Below are 16,498 nucleotides of genomic sequence, written 5' to 3'. Positions count from 1 at the left end.
ATCACCAGATTTTAAGGTCAGTTTACTATTAATTTTACAGAAAATATGGCTGAGAGATCTCTCAGCCATATTTTATTTATACAGTAGCGTTGCCTTCTACGCCGTCTGCATTGTTAGTTTTAATGCCGGTAAGGGCTGCTGCAACAAAGCTGAAAAGGCTGACCAATTTTCCTGCTTTGGTATCCCAATAATAAGTTTCTTTTGGTTCTACACGAATGATGGTCACATCCGGATCATCTTTTCCGTCAAACCATGCTTTAGCCATCGGAGACCATTTATCTTCAATGGTAGCTTTATCTTTATAAACAGAAGCTTCTCCGTAAACCGAAAGGTATTGTGAATCACTGTTATTCATAAAAAAGAGCTGTACTCTGCGGTCTTCTTTAATCTCAAAATTTTTGTTGCTTGTTCCGCTGCTGATAAACCATAAATTTCCACTGTCATCTGTCTCCTGAAGGGACATTGGACGTGAATTGACAGGAACCGTTTCAAGCTCGGTGCAGAACATGCATATTCTTGCTTTTTCTGAAAGTTCCTGGATCTTTTTAATAGCTTCCAGATGAGTTAAGTTTTGTGTTGACATATTAGTATATTTTAATGATTGATTTTAAATACGAAATAAATGTTGATGGCTTCTGGAATGGAAGTTTCAATGTCATTATGAATTAAAACATTCAAATACCTGACCAAACAGCCTATTTTTGTGGTACTACTGCTTAAAGTTTTTCTTTGAAATCATAAAAATGCGCATATTTTATTCTACAGAATTTTGCGTAATTTTGAGGAATGCAGATTCAGCCACCCAAGCATTTATCACCATACATCCGGCATTATATCTTTTTGGAAAATGCAGGCAGTGAGCGTAAAAGCTTAAGATTATTTACAGATGGCAGCACAGGATTGATCTTGTCCGGCAGTCAGAATCTGTATGCTAACCCGGGACATCACATTCCATCTTCTTTTTTTTATGGACAGCCGGCAGGATATAAAGATTTTATGGCAGAAGGTTCATTTTCTATGCTAGCGGTAGTTATTCAACCTTATTTTTTTAATATTCTTCTCAAAATTTCTGCAAAAGAAGCCAAAAATCAAATTATTTCTGCTGAAGATATTTTGAAGAATGAATTGCTGGTTTTTCAGGAAGACCTTTTAGCAGGAACTGATCCTGAAATGATTATTGCTCAACTGAATATTTATTTTACCCGATTTCTGTCCGGAAATATCAATTCTGATCATGGGCTGATCAAAGCTGTTCAGCAACTGATGCTTGCAAATAAAGGTTCCGTATCTTCAAAAGAGCTGGAACGGTTCACGGGATACTCTGAGCGTCATCTTGAAAGGAAATTTGAAGATTATATCGGTTTATCGCCTAAGAAATATGGACGTATCATCCGGCTTCATCACTTTATTGATTTAATCAATAAAAATACAGTTGGTGAAAGTATTGCAGCGTTGTCAGATGAAGCAGGCTACACCGACCAGTCTCATTTGATTAAAGATTTTAAAAGCCATATCGGACTTACGCCGAACCAATATCTGAAGACTCAGAATAAACTGGCGATCAATTTTATTGAGTTATAATGTAAGAATGTCGGTTTTTTACAATCCTCAATTCTGTCTGAATGATAATTTTGCAGAAAAAAAAGATGAACAATCTCAAAATTTCAACAGCACAATTCGAAAATAAAAGCGGAGACAAAGAATACAATCTTTCAGTCATAGAGAAATTAGCCGCAGAAGCGGCCTCTAAAGGTTCACAGGTAATTGCTTTTCATGAATGTTCCATTACAGGCTATACTTTTGCCAGAAATCTTTCAAAAGAGCAGCTTCTGGAGGTTGCAGAATTAATTCCTGAGGGAAAAAGCATTCAAAGACTACAACAAATCGCCACTCAGTACAACATCACAATATTGGCTGGTCTCTTTGAAAAGGATGAGCATGATCATATTTTCAAAGCTTATGTGTGTATAGATCAAACCGGGCTGAAAGCTAAATACAGGAAGCTTCATCCCTTCATCAATCCTTATCTTACGCCTGGAAACGAATACTGTATTTTTGATATTCAGGGCTGGAAATGTGGAATTCTGATCTGCTACGATAACAATATTGTTGAAAACGTGCGGGCAACCAGGCTTTTGGGAGCCGATATTATTTTTATGCCGCATGTCACTATGTGTACGCCTTCCACAAGGCCGGGAGCAGGATTTGTAGATCCGGAATTATGGCAGAACAGGGAAGCAGATCCTACCTCGCTTCGTCTGGAATTCGACGGAATGAAAGGAAGGGACTGGCTGATGAAATGGCTGCCGGCAAGAGCCTATGACAACGGAATTTATGTGGTTTTCTCAAATCCTGTCGGGATGGATGACGATCAGCTGAAAAACGGCTGCTCAATGATCATTGATCCTTTTGGAGATATCATTGCGGAATGCCGTTCGTTCGACGACAGTTTTGAAAGCGTTACGATTTCTCCAGAAAAACTTACCCAGGCAGGTGGAAGCAGATATGTCAAAGCAAGAAGGCCGGAATTGTACAGAGATATCATTGGTATGGAGCATCATTCTGAACAGAAAGTGGTCTGGATGAAAGACAATACTATTTAGTCTGACTTCCTGGAAAAAAGATTGATGGGGTGGAAGACATCCGTGTCATGGTTTTAAACCTTGACACGGATATTCAAGGAAACTTTCAATCATTTCTATCTTGAATTTTTTTCTCTATCAATGTCTGAAGATCGCTCCAGGCTCCGCCATTATGGACATGCTTAAAACCTTTTTCTTTCAAAATATGTTCAGCTTTTACACTGCGTAATCCGTGGGAACAAACCGTGATATAGGTTTTGTCGGGATCCAGTTCTGTGTATCTCTCTCTTATGGTTCCTAAAGAAATATTGAGAGCGCCTTTGATATGTCCCATTGCATATTCTTTTTCCGTTCTTACATCCAGAATAACAGCGTCTTTTTTAATGAGTAGTTCTAAACCGTCCTCTAAGGTCTGATATCTGTAAACCCGATAAATAAAATATACAGTGACTATAATTCCACATAATATCAATACATTTTTCATAATCTGCTGAGAATTTTTTTATCAATATAAAAAGTTCCGAAAGGAATAAAACATGCCAGAATGACTTTCCAGGTCGTTTCTTTAAATTTCCAATGCTGTTCAACGCCTACGCTTAAGGTGTTGAAAAGGAAAAGAAGAAATAAAGTACCATGAATAGGACCTATCATCTTAACCAGAGAAGGATTTCCCAACCAGTACTTCAAAGGAAGGGCAATGAAAACTAAGGTTAAGAGAGAGATCCCTTCTAAAATAGCCAGAATTCTTAGGCGTCCGATTTTTGTTTTTAATAAATCTATCATCGTTATCTGAAATAAGGTCTGTTAACAAAAGGAGAAAATGGCCAGGGGATAGCTATGAAAATGACAACCAGAGCAATAGAAAACCAGATGAGCATTGTTTTAAATTTTTCCCGATCTGTATTTTTTCTTTTAGCTAAGGCAGAACCAATGGTGATGAGCACAATTGCAGTCATCATGAGCAGCATATGGATCAGCCCGAAAAAAAGCAGGTCCCACGATGTTCTGGTTTCACTGAAATTCTTCCAGAAATATTTTACAACTGGACTTTTAACATAGAGTATAATTCCAAAGATCAACTGGATATGAGCAATGGTGGCGGTCCAGTGCCTTACTGAATCGTCTGTTTTAGAAAATGATTTATGATAAAAATGTCCTCTGAAAGCTCTCAACAGAGCATACAAAAGGCTTAACAAAACGATCCACCGGAATGTGGAGTGCAAATAGGTAAGGGTCTGGTACATGAGTAACTTTTTTGAACGTACCAAAGGTATAATAAAAACATACTAATTAGTATGTTTTTTGATAAAAAAATTATTCCAGTGATTTAAAGTAAGTCTTAAGTCCCTTTAAATAAATAAGATACACTGATTTAGAGTTTTTAAGTTTTCCTAAATTCCGCACGCCCCAATATCCGGACATCACAAAAACAGCAATTTCTTTTGCATTCACATTCTGTTTTACGGTACCCGTCTTTTTCCCGTTTTCAATACAGGTGATCATTGCATTTTCCCACTGTCCGGCAAGTTCGTTCAATGCTTTTGTAAAATCAAGGTGCCAGGGAGCCATTTCCTGAGTGAAATTAGCCGTTGGGCAGCCATATTCAACTTTCAGAAGATCATTTTCCACTAAAATCCCGTACATCAGCTGATATATGCTTTCCAATGGATTTTCAGTGTTTTCCAGGGGTTCTATAAAAGTGCTTTTAAAGTTGTTTTTCAGAAGTTCATTAATGATCGCCAGCCCCATTTCATCTTTTGTTTTAAAATGATAATAGAAGGCGCCTTTGGTCACCTGCGTCGTCGCAATGATCTCATCAACGCTGGTGGTCTGATAACCTTTGGCATAGATGAGTTCAAAGGCTTTCTGAAGAATATTCAGGCGGGTGGCTTCTGATTTTTTCATTAGGATAGAGTGACTTTCATGCAAAGGAACGGAATTTTTGTCCAAAAAAACAAACCATCATTATTCTGATGAAAAATACAATTTAAATAATTTTTATAATACATTCATTCGGCGGAAATTTGCATCGTCAGACTCAACAAAATTATAAGACAATGAATTACCAAAAAAACATACCCATGAAAACGAATCATACGTCAAAAAGTAAAGGACTGTCCTTGGCCGGACAGTCTTTTTAGTTGAGACATCTTGTTCTTACTATCATTATCAGTTCATTTTAAATCTCGTGAATCTCAGAATCAGTGAATACAAAGAATTTTCCTCCTTTAGGAATGTTTTTGGTGTCTAATCCTGTAAATTCGCTGAAGGCAGGCAATAATAGCTGATTCTGGGTTTGAACAAAACACGGAAGCCTGATCCTTTTCACAGAAGAATTCAGCACAACGCCGGGATGAATGTGCCCTGTGATCTGAAATTCAGGTAATATTTTGTCAAAATCATGAATAAAAGTAAATCCATGGATGGTCAGGGATTCGGATTTAAAATTTAAACATAATTTTTTTTCTAATTTCGCTGACAGGCGGTCATGGTTTCCTTCAACAAGGTAAAATTGAAGATCAGGATACTGATTTCTCCAGCTGCAGAATTCGTCTACATCCGAGTTGTCTCCGGCATGAAGAAGATCGCCCACCACAATGAATTTTTCCGGCTGAAAATATTCAATCAAGACGGAAAGCCTTTCCAGATCACTTTTCATAATCTGATTGGCCAGCGCAATTCCGTTTTTGCGAAAATGAGCTGTTTTTCCAATGTGAAGATCAGATAAAATGAGTGCTTTTTCCTTTTTCCAAAATGCTGAACGCTGATTGGTCAATGTAAAAATTGTATTGTTGATTGTGATATTTTTTATGGCGATGTTCATTTTTTTTTAGATGTTAGAAGATGGGAAAGGAGTTGCTTAACTCTGATTTCTTTATCATTTTTAATTGATACTGTTTTTAACTACCCCGTCTTTTTGCTTTGCAAAAATCCACCCCTTCATGGAAGGGGAATTATGGTGGGTGGTTACAATTTTTATCAATTTAGTTTTACTATTTACCGGAGCCTGAAATTAATTATTCCATATTGCGTAAACCGAACTATATTAGTCATTTATATTTTTAATTAGAATTGGAATTTTTGTTATTATTTTAATTGATACTGTTTTTAACTACCCCGTCTTTTTGCTTTGCAAAAATCCACCCCTTCATGGAAGGTGAATTATGATATGTGGATTTAATTTTTGTCAATTTATTTTTACCATTTCCCGATACCTGAATAGATTATTCCTTATAGCGAACTCCGAACCCAACTCATCACTTATCACTTATAATTTATAACTCTAAAACCCCTTTTTCCTCGCCTGTTCGACCATTTTTTTAATCCTCGCATCCAGGCTTTCACTGGAGAGCGTCTGTCTTAAGCTGTCTACTTTGATAGGGAAGCTTAGTGGAGTAAAGGTATTGGAATGTTTTAATATGATTTCTGATTTTTCAATTCTTTTAAAAGCTTCCACGAGACGGGGTTCCTGAAGCTGCATATTGAACACTTCGGTGTAAGCCTGTCTTACAAGAAAATGATTGGGATCATAATCTTCCAGTACTTTAAAAATGAGTCCGGCTGAGCTTTGCAATGATTTGTTTGAACGTTGTTTTCCTGCATAATTCTGAATGACCATTCCTGAAATTACAGCAATATCCCTGAATTTTCTTCGGGCCATTTCTGCAGAGTTGATACTTGCGATCACATCGTTCATCAGGTTGTCGCGGGTCAGAATTGTATCCAGATTATCTTCATGCAGAGGAATTTCTTTATCGCTGAACAGTTCAAAACCATAGTCATTCATGGCCATTGAAAAAGAAATGGGGGCAAGTTTTGAAATGCGGTAGGCAATCAAAGCAGCCATTACTTCGTGGACAAGCCGACCTTCAAAAGGATACATGAACAGGTGGTAGCCTTCGCGGTTTTTGATCAGTTCGACAAGAAACTCATCTTCTTTGGGAATATGAGAATTTTTTTCCTGATTGGTTAATAAAGGATGTAAAAATTTAAGTTCCTTCTCCGAAGCTTTTGGGTTTAAAGCATGAGAGAGTTTTTCTCTTAAAAAATGGCCTAAATTGGAACTTAACGGCAATCTTCCTCCCAAATAACTCGGGGCCCTTGCTTTCCCTTTTGCTCCACGTACATAAACGGTCATATCTTTAATCATGGCAACTTCAAGCGTTCGTCCCGCCAGAATAAATTTTTCTTCTTTTTTTAATTTTGTAATAAAATATTCTTCCACCATTCCAATATAGCCGCCGGAAATGAATTTCACTTTCAGCATGGCATCACTTACAATAACACCCATATTCATTCGGTGGAGCATGGCGATCTTCCGTGAGGTCACTTTATAGAGACCGTCTTCCATAATGACAATTTTATGGAATTCTTCATAGCTTTTCAAAACACTTCCGCCAATCGTCAGAAAGTCCAGGATGCTTTTCCATTCTTCTTCAGTCATTTCCTGAAAAGCAAATACTTTTTTGATACTCTCGAAGGTTTCTTCGGGATAAAATCCGTCACCAACGGCCAGAGTCATCAGAAACTGAACCAGAACATCGAAACATAGAACCTGGGGTTCACGCGGTTCTATTACCTTTTGTTTTACGGCTTCTTTCAAAGCGGCTACTTCGATCAGTTCAAGAGAGTGGGTAGGAACGCAGTAGATTTTAGAGGTCTCAAAAGGCGAGTGACCGCTTCGTCCTGCCCGTTGCAGAAATCTGGCCACTCCTTTGGCTGAACCAATCTGAATGACGGTATCAACGGGTTTAAAATCAATTCCAAGATCTAAAGACGAAGTGGAGACCACAGCTTTCAGTTTTCCGGCACTTAAATTCTCTTCAATCCAGATCCTGAGATGCGCATCAATAGAACTGTGGTGAATGGCAATCTGACCTGCAAAATCAGGATAAGCATCCAGTAACAGCTGATACCACATTTCGCTTTGACTCCGGGTATTGGTGAAAACGATTGTTGATTTTGAATCAAGAATGATAGGAACGATTTTATCGGCTAATTTTGCTCCCAAATGTCCTGCCCAGGGAAGAATATCAAGTTCATCCGGAATAACGGGCAGAATATCTATTTTTTTATGTTCCTTAGCTGTAATCTTTGTTTTTTTGATGTCGTATGGAATTAAAACATCCATGGCTTCATCAAGGTTTCCAATCGTTGCGGTAATTCCCCATATTTTTATTTTCGGGACATATTTTCTGAGCTGAGAAATGGCGAGTTCTACCATAACGCCGCGTTTTGAACCAAGCAATTCGTGCCATTCATCAACGGCCACGCACTTCATATCCTGAAAGAAGCGTTCATGATTTTTCTGGCCTAAAAGAAGGTGGAGACTTTCGGGGGTCACCACAAGGATTTCAGGCATATTTCTGATCTGCTGCTGTTTTACTTTCTGTTCCGTATCTCCGTTTCTCACCCCAACAGTCCAGTCGAGGCCTATTTCATCCATGGCTTCCTGCATCGCTTTAGCAATATCTTTCGACAAAGAACGAAGGGGCGTGATCCAGATCATTTTCAGCCCTTTTTTATACTGTTCGGGACGATTCATGAAATCTGAAATCAAAGCCAGAAAAACAGAAAATGTCTTTCCGAATCCGGTAGGGGCAATGACCATTCCGCTATATCCGTTTCCGAATTTCTGCCAGGTTTCGATCTGAAATTTGAAAGGGGAGATGCCCTTATCCGTCATCCATTGCTGAATGACTTTAAATCCGTCGCTATTTTCAAATGTTTTCAAATTATTGGATCAGTTTTTTTACCTCTTCAAGTTCGTCAATTTCGTTGACGGTTTTGTCTTTTCTCCATCTCAGGATTCTTGGAAATCTTAACGCAACGCCGCTTTTATGTCTGCTGCTGAATCCGATTCCTTCAAAAGCAATTTCGAAAACCAATTCTGCTTTTACGGTACGTACAGGACCAAATTTTTCAATAGCATTTTTATTCACAAATTTGCTTACTTCCATGATTTCTTTATCAGTGAGACCTGAATAGGCTTTTGCGATCGTTACTAAAGCATCTCCATTTTTTACAGCGAATGTATAATCCGTGTAATAGGCACTTCGTCGGCCGCTCCCTTTCTGGGCATAAATTAAGACTGCATCAATAGTCAGCGGACTTACTTTCCACTTCCACCAGTCACCTTTTTTCCTTCCGGCATGATACATGGAATTCTTCTGTTTCAGCATAAGACCTTCACTGTTGATCTCTCTTGATTCTTCTCTTATCGTATTCAGATCTTCCCATTTTTCAAAATCAATAACCTGAGATAGCTTTATATTTTGAGGGGATTCATTCAGTAGTAATTCTTCAAGCATAGCACGTCTGGATGCCATAGATTTTTCACGGAGGTCCGTTCCTTCGAGCTCTAAAAGATCATAAACAAAGACTTCAATCGGAATATCTGAGAGCATTTTTTTAGTTAAAGTTTTCCTGTTTAATCTTTTCTGTAATTCGTTAAAATTTAAAACATTAGAATCCTTTACCGCAAGTATTTCTCCATCTAAAACAAAGTTGCCTTTCATAGCCTGAACGGTCTCCCTGATTTCAGGAAACTGATCGGTTACGAGCTCTTCACCTCTTGACCAGATAAAAACTTCATCATTTCTTTTAATGATCTGTCCGCGGATTCCATCCCACTTATATTCGATCTGCCAGTCTTCAGGATTTCCGAGTTCTTCCAGTTCTTTTTCAAGAGGATAAGCCAGACAAAAAGGATAAGGTTTTGAATTGTCGGGATTGATATTTTCAGCTGAGATGAGTTCCTGGAACGACACTTCCCCCGGGATCCATTTTCCCATCAGACTGTGCATCAAAGTACTTGACTCCTGAGATGAAAATTTGGTAAGGGCATTAATCAGCGTTTTATCGGAAACCCCGATTCTGAAGCTTCCACCCAGTAATTTATTGAAAATTAAACGTTCCGTATAATCCAGTCCGTTCCATGATTTTAGCACAAATTCTTTCTTTTCGGTTTCTGATTTGTCTTTTAACTGAATGATATCCAGCATCCACTCTGAAAGGGTACGGTCAATAGTTTCTGAAGGTGGAGGTAGAATAAGGGAAATGGTTTCACCCAGATCTCCTACTGAAGAATAGCTTTCCTGAAACAGCCAGAACGGCAGCTGAGTGATCTCCAGCGCCCATTCTTTCATGTAATTGGTATTCACATTTCTTTTGGGCCTTTTTCCGGTAAACAAAGCAATGAACCATACTTTATCTTCATCCGGAGCACGCTCCAGATAATCGATGATAGCGTCTATTTTAGCATTGGTTTTATTGGTGGTTTCCAAGGCATTGATCAAGTCTGCGAAATGTTTCATGGCTCCGGATTTTCTATGGTTTCTTTTTCTGACTCTTCTTCATCTTCACCGAACAGGGTTTCCACAACATCAGATTTGATGCCTATTTCATTTAAATACTTTGAGAAAATTTCAGTCTGCCCGTGCGTAACGTGTACAATTTCAGCTTCTGTAGCTTTTACGGCTTGCAGAAGTCCTTTCCAGTCGGCATGGTCGCTCATGGCAAATCCTGCGTCAGCACTGCGCCATCTTCTGGCTCCGCGTACCTGCATCCATCCGGAACAGATCGCTGTTGCAGCATCCGGTATTTTTTTGATGATATTGCTGTCGAGTAAAGCTGGAGGAACAATTACGATTCCGTGTTGTACTTCTTTTGGGTTTTCTTTAAAATCAGCGATTTTGTAATCGGGAAGGGTAATACCCACTGATTCAAAGGCTTCATTCAGTCTTCCAATAGAATTGTGGACATATATTTTTCCTAAACCTTCTACCGCTTTCATGATACGCTGAGCTTTTCCCAATGAGTATCCTATGAATACTGAGGTTTTTGAATTTTCCTGGTTTTTAAGAACCCAGCTTTGAAGCTTTTTATTGAGTTGAGGAACTTCCAGCCAGTTATAAATAGGCAATCCGAAGGTGCTTTCCGTGACAAACTCATTGCATTTTACCAACTCAAAAGGGGTACTCAGTCCATCTTCCTGTACTTTGTAATCTCCTGATATAACGGTAACATAGCCTTTGTATTCTAATCTTATCTGGGCTGACCCAATAATGTGTCCGGCAGGATGCATTGATAATTTTACACCGTTTAAGGTAATGGTTTCACCATATTCAACACTTTGGCATTCGATATCAACCCCAATTCTTTGATAAAGGATGGGCTTGGTGTAATGATGGCAAAGGTATTTTTTCATTCCCCACCGCGCATGATCAGCGTGTCCGTGAGTGATGACTGCGAGGTCTACCGGTCTCCAGGGATCAATATAAAATTTCCCCTGCGGACAGTAAATTCCTTTTTTTGTGAATGTTATTAATTTCAATGGTGCGATCGGTTTATATTTTACATTCAAAAATCCCACCAAATTAGCATCATCTTTCAATTTTGTGGTAAACTATGGTATGTAAAAAACTACATTTAAAATACATGATCTTATCCGGAACTTTCTATAGATACAATATTAAGGGGGTTCAAGCACAATAAACGTTTTTTTTATTGGCATATAAGCTGCTTATGTTGTTTAAATTAAAAAGCAAACGGAGCAGTATTCAGCCGCTCCGTTTGTTTTTAAGGGATTAATCTTTCCGCTCTCAGTTTTTGAAATAGTTCAGTGAAAGAATCTTCTGTATTCTGATATGCTGTAAAACCAAGCTTTCTGCTGTTAGACATATCACACATCACTTCCAGAGGTCTTCCGAGATCGAGATCTGTATGCCACGCAGACGCCAGGCGATCGAGATGATCTTCTTTTAAACCGTATTTCTCTGTTATTTTCTTCCAGGTGCCAGCATCTTTACTTAATTCATGGTCAAGCGGTCTTACCGTCCCGTCGAAATCTTCTGCTTCAATGCCAAACCAGTCTGCCAGTCTTTTCCAAAGCCACTTCCAGCGGAAAACATCTCCATTCACAATATTAAAAGCCTGGTTTTTTGCAGATTCTGTGGTAGAAGCCCAAACCAATTGTTTTGCTAAAATCCGGGCATCCGTCACATCAGAAACACCGTTCCATTGTTCAGCAGATCCCGGCCAGACGAATTTTCGCCCTGTTTCCTTGCAAATACTTGCATACACCGCAAGAGTAGTTCCCATATTCATCAGATTGCCCACGGCGTAACCGATGACCGTATGAGGTCGGTGAATGCTCCACGTAAATCCATCTCTCTCGGAAGCTTTATACACTTCATCTTCTTGGGCATAGTAAAAATTGGGAAGGGGAAGTCTCGGATGTTCTTCTCTGACAGGGGTTTCCGGAAGCTTTCCTGCTTTCACATAGGCTTCAAAAGGTCCTAAATAGTGTTTCAATCCTGTAACCAAAGCGACATGCTGTACTGATTGTTTATGAGCCAATACGTCTAACAAGTTTCTTACCAGAGCACTGTTCACACGGATGTTTTCTTCCTCTGTGTCGTTTCGCATCCAGGTAGTGAAATAAACATGAGTAGGAGAAATTCCTTCCAGTGCTGTGTTTAAGCTATCAATATTCAGAAGGTCAGCCTTTACAGGAATGAGTTCCGGGATATTGCTATTGGTATTTCTGGAAAGTCCGTACACGGTCCATCCCTGGGAAATAAGTTCCTGAGCAAGATTACTCCCTGTAATTCCTGTCGCACCAACGACCAGCGCGATGTTTTTTGCATTGTCCATATTTGTAAAATTTCTATTACAAAAGTAGGGACAGAAGAAGGCTGAAACACTTGATCTGCATCATGTGTTTTTGTTGATCCAGATCAAGTATTAATGGAGATTTTTTTTTCGTATTCTGCTTACTGTCTCGGGAGCAAGTCCCAGATAGGAGGCAATAAGATTGTGCGGAACCCTTTTGATGATTTCCGGGTTGCGCTGGGCCAGTTGCTTATATTTTTCTTCTGCCGTAAAACTGTTGGAGACCATCAGCCGGTGATCTTTAGTGACCAGACTGTTTTGGTAAAGAATTCTGAAATAGCGGTCCATGACAGGGATTTCCAGCATCATTCTTTCATAATCCTCAAGAGTAATCATGAGCACTTCGGTTTCTTCTACAGCATTGATATTCAAAACTGCTTTTTCCTGATTGATAAAGCTGTTGAAATCAGAAATCCACCAACCTTCGAAGGCAAACATATTGATCCGTTCACTTCCTTTTTCGTCTAAAACATAAGATTTAAGCAAACCTTTACTAACAAATGACAGGCATTTGCAAATATCACCTTCCTGCAGCAAATATTGTTTTTTACGTAATTTCTTATGCGTAAAAAAGGATACGATCTGATGTTTCTGTTTTTCAGGCAGGTCTACTTTGTTTTGTATATGGGAAAGAAGGAGATCAAACATCATGAAAATATTTTATCAAAAATACAACTTTCAAAGAAGTCTGTCATTTCATCTTTCAAAATCATAGAAATTGATTCCCACCTCTTCATTCTTAATTTTTACCACTCTGGTGTTCAGAGGATAAAAAATAAATTCTCCTGCGCCCCGGATCTTAGCGTCCAGAAGATGTCCTGCCAGAGCGGTATAGTCTTCTCTTCCTAAAGTAATATGCAGATGAAGCATAGGTTTTCCTTCTATCTCAGATACGTTTCCCGAAATATTGGTTATTTCCATCTGTTCTTTGAATGTTTTATCAACGTAGTTTTTGTTGGATGGCTTGAAAAAGCGGAGGGTAGCTTCCTCTACAGCTCCAATACCTGTAACTTCGCCTGCCTGTATCTTCTGGTTGATAACGAAATCTGTCAACGCTTCAACGATACCTGACTGGTCTTTAATACTCATGATATAAACAGAGTCCACTTTTCTTGCCGACCAGTTATTTCCTTTAAAATTTTGTGTATCCATCATATGTACTGTTGAAAATTTTGTGTTTTGATATTCTTGTCAACTCTTATTTTTTAAGATAATTGATGATTCCCATTACGTCATCTTTACCAAAACCTTCATCATGAGCAGACTGATATGTTTCTATCAATGCTTTGGAAAGAGGAAAATCGGCCCCTGCATTTTTAGCAAGGAGAATATCTTTAAGCATCAGATCCAAAGCAAAGGCCGGATCAAAGGTATTATTGATCAGCAGAGGGGTTTTTACTTTCGTCGCACCGCTTCCGCTGGCACTTTCATTGATGATTTCCAGCATATCGGTACGCTGAATGCCCAATTGATCAGAAAACAAAACCGTCTCTGCCAGTCCCTGATAAATGGCAGAGAGGAAGTAATTCACAGACAGTTTTCCGGCAATTCCTTTTCCATTTTCGCCCAGATGCTTAACTGCTTTTCCAAGCTTCTCAAAATAAGGCATGGCGCGCTGAAGGTCTCTTTCTTCGCCGCCAGCGATGATGATCAGCGTACCTTCGGCTGCAGGCATGGTACTTCCTGCTACGGGAGCATCAATGAAATAAGCTTCTTTTATTTTGACGGCATCAGCCATTTTTTTACTTGTTTCAGGAGAAATCGTACTCATGTCGATGAATAATTTCCCGTGGATATTCAAAACCAAAAGCTCTTCATAAACAGCTTTTACGGCCTCATCATTGGTCAGCATGGTGAAAATAATGTCGCTGTTTTTCACCAGGTCCGTCACGGTAGAATAGACGGTGGATTTCTTTTTAAAATCCTCAGCTTTTTCGATGGTTCTATTGTAAACGGAAAGCGGAAATTCTGCCTTCTCCAAATTTTTTGCCATAGGATGGCCCATATTTCCTAATCCGATGAATCCTATTTTTTCTGTCTCCATATATTATTTTCCTATTATAATTAAGTATCAGCTCCGTTGTATATGAAGCCTCAAAGATTCGAGTTAAATATTGACAAATACAAGTAAGCCTATATATTGTAAACCTCTTCTATTTGTATCAAAAAACTAACCAAAACCAACCTTCTACATTAAGATTTCATTATATTTTTAATGATTTGTTCAGTAATATTTTTCCAGATAAACTTTTAAAACCGGGAAAACTTGCTGAAATTTGCAGCAAATAAAATCAATGAAGATCATAGACCTCGAAAACTGGAACCGAAAAGAGCATTTTGAGTTTTTTTCAAAGATGGAAAGTCCCTATTTTGGCTTTACTACTGAAGTTGACTGCACGAAAGCTTATAATCATGCTAAGGAAAACGGTGATTCTTTTTTCGCTACTTATCTTCACCGATCGATGATTGCAGTGAATACTGTGGATGAACTGAAATTACGGATCATTGACGGTGAGGTTATTTTGTATGATACCATTCATGCAGGAAGTACGATTGGCAGGGCAGACGGGACTTTTGGTTTTGCATTTATTCCTTTTTCTGCAGATTTTCGAGTGTTTAATGCTACAATGCAAAAGGAAATTGAGGCGGTCCAACAGTCTTCCGGATTAAGATTGAACAATGGCGATCTGGGTAAAGATCTGATCAGGCATACAACAATTCCATGGAATTCTTTCAGTGCGCTTCTTCATCCTACCAGTTTTAACAATTCAGAATCTGTACCTAAAATCACTTTCGGAAAGTTCAGTATCCGTGATGGGAAAAAGTATCTTCCCGTTTCTGTGGAGGCTCATCATGGACTTGCGGACGGGCTGCACCTTGCCAGATATCTGGAGGAGTTTCAGAAACAGCTTGATGGAGAGCTTTTGTAAGTTATAAGTTAGGAATGATGAGTAATGAGTTTGTTTCGGGGCGCGAATTCGGGTTCAGGTTCATGATTACTACTATTAATATATTTTGTGCAAGGAGTAATTGATAATGATAGCCAATTGGTCTCAACTCCAATTCCCCTTCGCTGAAGGGGTGGATTTTTGCGTAGCAAAAAGACGGGGTAGTTAAAATAAGATGTGCCATCCTACAGAAATTTCTATGCTTGTCCTCTAACGTCTAATCTCTAAAATCTAACTTCTTTTTTTACGGAAAACCGTAAGGTATTTTTTTTAGTTTTGAATATTTTTGAATGTATAATATTGCTATATTAGAAGTTGATTTTACCATCAATAGAAACTAATACAACCCATACACTCAATTTATTTAAGATGACTCATTTTGACAATCCGGACTTACAGGTATTTACAACCAAATCCAGAGCAGATAAAGCAATGAATTCACTAAAAGGCATTCTTTTGGGAATCATTTCTGATGATATCATTGATGCCAGAGAGATGGAAGAGCTCAGATTATGGGCCAAAGACCATTATGATCTGGTGAATAGAAATCCGTTCCGCGAATTCATGCTTTTGATCGAAAATACAGCCTCCAACGGAATCCCCGCCAAAGAAGCGGTGGAAGATCTGTATTGGCTGTGTCAGAAATACGAGCACGACAGCATTTATTATAACGGAATTACGTCTGATCTTCAGCTTTTACAGGGAATATTCCATGGAATTCTGGCAGACGGAATTTTAAATGATGACGAAATCTTTAAACTTCATGAATGGCTTTCAGACAATGAGCACCTCAATTCCTATTATCCGTATGATGAGATCCGAAGCCTGGTACTGTCTATTGTGGCAGATAAAATCATTGACGAAGAGGAACGAGCTGTTCTGACGGCATTCATAAAGCAATTCGTTGAACTTAAAAATTCAGATACAGCAGCTCAGATAGAAAGAGATACAGCCGACATCAATATTTCCGGAATTTGTGCGGTAGACCCTGAAATTGTTTTTGAAAACAAAACGTTCTGCATCACCGGAATCCTAAGCAGAGGTAATCGCAGTGAATTACAACGGGCGATACAGGATAAAGGTGGCATTCCGGTCAATACGATTTCTAAAAAGACTGATTATCTGATTATTGGTGACACCCATAATGCCTGCTGGAGCTACTCCTGCTATGGAAGAAAAGTAGAAAAGGCACTGGATCTCAGAAAATCCGGTCATACGATCGTGATGGTTCATGAGTTTGATATTTTTGATGCCATTTGAAGAGAAACTTTAACCAACAATCTTATTGATGAA

At 38.8% G+C, this 16,498-nt stretch carries 17 protein-coding genes; 4 read left to right on the top strand and 13 right to left on the bottom strand.

What is annotated here, in order from left to right; genetic code table 11:
- Positions 1–76 precede the first annotated feature (76 nt).
- Positions 77–583 carry a pyridoxamine 5'-phosphate oxidase family protein gene (locus BUC06_RS13880; RefSeq protein WP_073334605.1) on the bottom strand — a complete coding sequence of 169 codons (507 nt, stop codon included), beginning with the start codon at positions 581–583 and terminating at the stop codon, positions 77–79.
- A 203-nt stretch (positions 584–786) separates the two neighbouring features.
- Between BUC06_RS13880 and BUC06_RS13875 the strand changes: the two genes are divergently transcribed.
- Both BUC06_RS13875 and BUC06_RS13870 read left to right on the top strand, forming a co-directional pair.
- On the top strand, positions 787–1,581 hold the full coding sequence (locus BUC06_RS13875) for a helix-turn-helix domain-containing protein (protein WP_073334604.1): 795 nt from the start codon (positions 787–789) through the stop codon (positions 1,579–1,581).
- 65 nt (positions 1,582–1,646) lie between these two features.
- Positions 1,647–2,603, top strand: coding sequence for a nitrilase family protein (locus BUC06_RS13870; protein WP_073334639.1), 957 nt, complete (start codon positions 1,647–1,649; stop codon positions 2,601–2,603).
- A gap of 85 nt (positions 2,604–2,688) precedes the next feature.
- Here BUC06_RS13870 and BUC06_RS13865 read toward each other — a convergent pair whose 3' ends face one another.
- The 12 genes from BUC06_RS13865 to BUC06_RS13810 all read right to left on the bottom strand — a co-directional run bounded on the left by BUC06_RS13865 (position 2,689) and on the right by BUC06_RS13810 (position 14,301).
- A complete protein-coding gene (locus BUC06_RS13865) occupies positions 2,689–3,066 on the bottom strand; it encodes a rhodanese-like domain-containing protein (RefSeq protein ID WP_073334603.1) in 378 nt (125 codons plus the stop codon).
- The gene (locus BUC06_RS13860; protein ID WP_073334602.1) at positions 3,063–3,365 is read right to left on the bottom strand and encodes a DUF3817 domain-containing protein; all 303 of its coding nucleotides are present in this window, start codon (positions 3,363–3,365) and stop codon (positions 3,063–3,065) included. Before BUC06_RS13860 ends, BUC06_RS13865 begins: the two co-directional genes overlap by 4 nt.
- Positions 3,366–3,367: 2 nt before the next feature.
- The gene (locus BUC06_RS13855) at positions 3,368–3,826 is read right to left on the bottom strand and encodes a hypothetical protein (RefSeq protein WP_073334601.1); all 459 of its coding nucleotides are present in this window, start codon (positions 3,824–3,826) and stop codon (positions 3,368–3,370) included.
- Between the two features lie 70 nt (positions 3,827–3,896).
- The gene (locus BUC06_RS13850) at positions 3,897–4,487 is read right to left on the bottom strand and encodes a TetR/AcrR family transcriptional regulator (protein ID WP_073334600.1); all 591 of its coding nucleotides are present in this window, start codon (positions 4,485–4,487) and stop codon (positions 3,897–3,899) included.
- A 274-nt stretch (positions 4,488–4,761) separates the two neighbouring features.
- Positions 4,762–5,406 carry a ligase-associated DNA damage response endonuclease PdeM gene (pdeM, locus tag BUC06_RS13845; RefSeq protein ID WP_073334599.1) on the bottom strand — a complete coding sequence of 215 codons (645 nt, stop codon included), beginning with the start codon at positions 5,404–5,406 and terminating at the stop codon, positions 4,762–4,764.
- A 459-nt stretch (positions 5,407–5,865) separates the two neighbouring features.
- Positions 5,866–8,316 carry a ligase-associated DNA damage response DEXH box helicase gene (locus tag BUC06_RS13840; protein WP_139263360.1) on the bottom strand — a complete coding sequence of 817 codons (2,451 nt, stop codon included), beginning with the start codon at positions 8,314–8,316 and terminating at the stop codon, positions 5,866–5,868.
- A 1-nt stretch (position 8,317) separates the two neighbouring features.
- Positions 8,318–9,898 (bottom strand): ATP-dependent DNA ligase, encoded by a 1,581-nt coding sequence (locus BUC06_RS13835; RefSeq protein WP_073334597.1) that lies wholly within the window; start codon positions 9,896–9,898, stop codon positions 8,318–8,320.
- Positions 9,895–10,917, bottom strand: coding sequence for a ligase-associated DNA damage response exonuclease (locus BUC06_RS13830; protein WP_073334638.1), 1,023 nt, complete (start codon positions 10,915–10,917; stop codon positions 9,895–9,897). Before BUC06_RS13830 ends, BUC06_RS13835 begins: the two co-directional genes overlap by 4 nt.
- 245 nt (positions 10,918–11,162) lie before the next feature.
- Complete coding sequence (locus tag BUC06_RS13825) at positions 11,163–12,239, bottom strand: SDR family oxidoreductase (RefSeq protein WP_073334596.1); 1,077 nt, start codon at positions 12,237–12,239, stop codon at positions 11,163–11,165.
- Between the two features lie 90 nt (positions 12,240–12,329).
- Positions 12,330–12,908: a Crp/Fnr family transcriptional regulator gene (locus BUC06_RS13820; RefSeq protein ID WP_073334595.1), complete on the bottom strand. Its 579-nt coding sequence runs from the start codon at positions 12,906–12,908 to the stop codon at positions 12,330–12,332.
- A 45-nt stretch (positions 12,909–12,953) separates the two neighbouring features.
- Entirely contained in the window at positions 12,954–13,412 is a 459-nt protein-coding gene (locus BUC06_RS13815) for a PPC domain-containing DNA-binding protein (RefSeq protein ID WP_228423746.1), read from the bottom strand.
- Positions 13,413–13,455: 43 nt separating this feature from the next.
- On the bottom strand, positions 13,456–14,301 hold the full coding sequence (locus BUC06_RS13810) for an NAD(P)-dependent oxidoreductase (RefSeq protein ID WP_073334593.1): 846 nt from the start codon (positions 14,299–14,301) through the stop codon (positions 13,456–13,458).
- Positions 14,302–14,551: 250 nt separating this feature from the next.
- Between BUC06_RS13810 and BUC06_RS13805 the strand changes: the two genes are divergently transcribed.
- Both BUC06_RS13805 and BUC06_RS13800 read left to right on the top strand, forming a co-directional pair.
- Positions 14,552–15,187, top strand: a complete 636-nt coding sequence (locus BUC06_RS13805) for a chloramphenicol acetyltransferase (protein WP_073334592.1) — start codon at positions 14,552–14,554, stop codon at positions 15,185–15,187.
- A gap of 387 nt (positions 15,188–15,574) precedes the next feature.
- Positions 15,575–16,465 (top strand): BRCT domain-containing protein, encoded by an 891-nt coding sequence (locus BUC06_RS13800; RefSeq protein ID WP_073334591.1) that lies wholly within the window; start codon positions 15,575–15,577, stop codon positions 16,463–16,465.
- Positions 16,466–16,498: the final 33 nt, after the last annotated feature.

The organism is Chryseobacterium carnipullorum (assembly GCF_900142785.1).
Taxonomy (GTDB): Bacteria; Bacteroidota; Bacteroidia; order Flavobacteriales; family Weeksellaceae; genus Chryseobacterium; species Chryseobacterium carnipullorum.
Note: the sequence above shows the minus strand (reverse complement) of the source record. Positions and strands in the feature narration are given on the sequence as shown.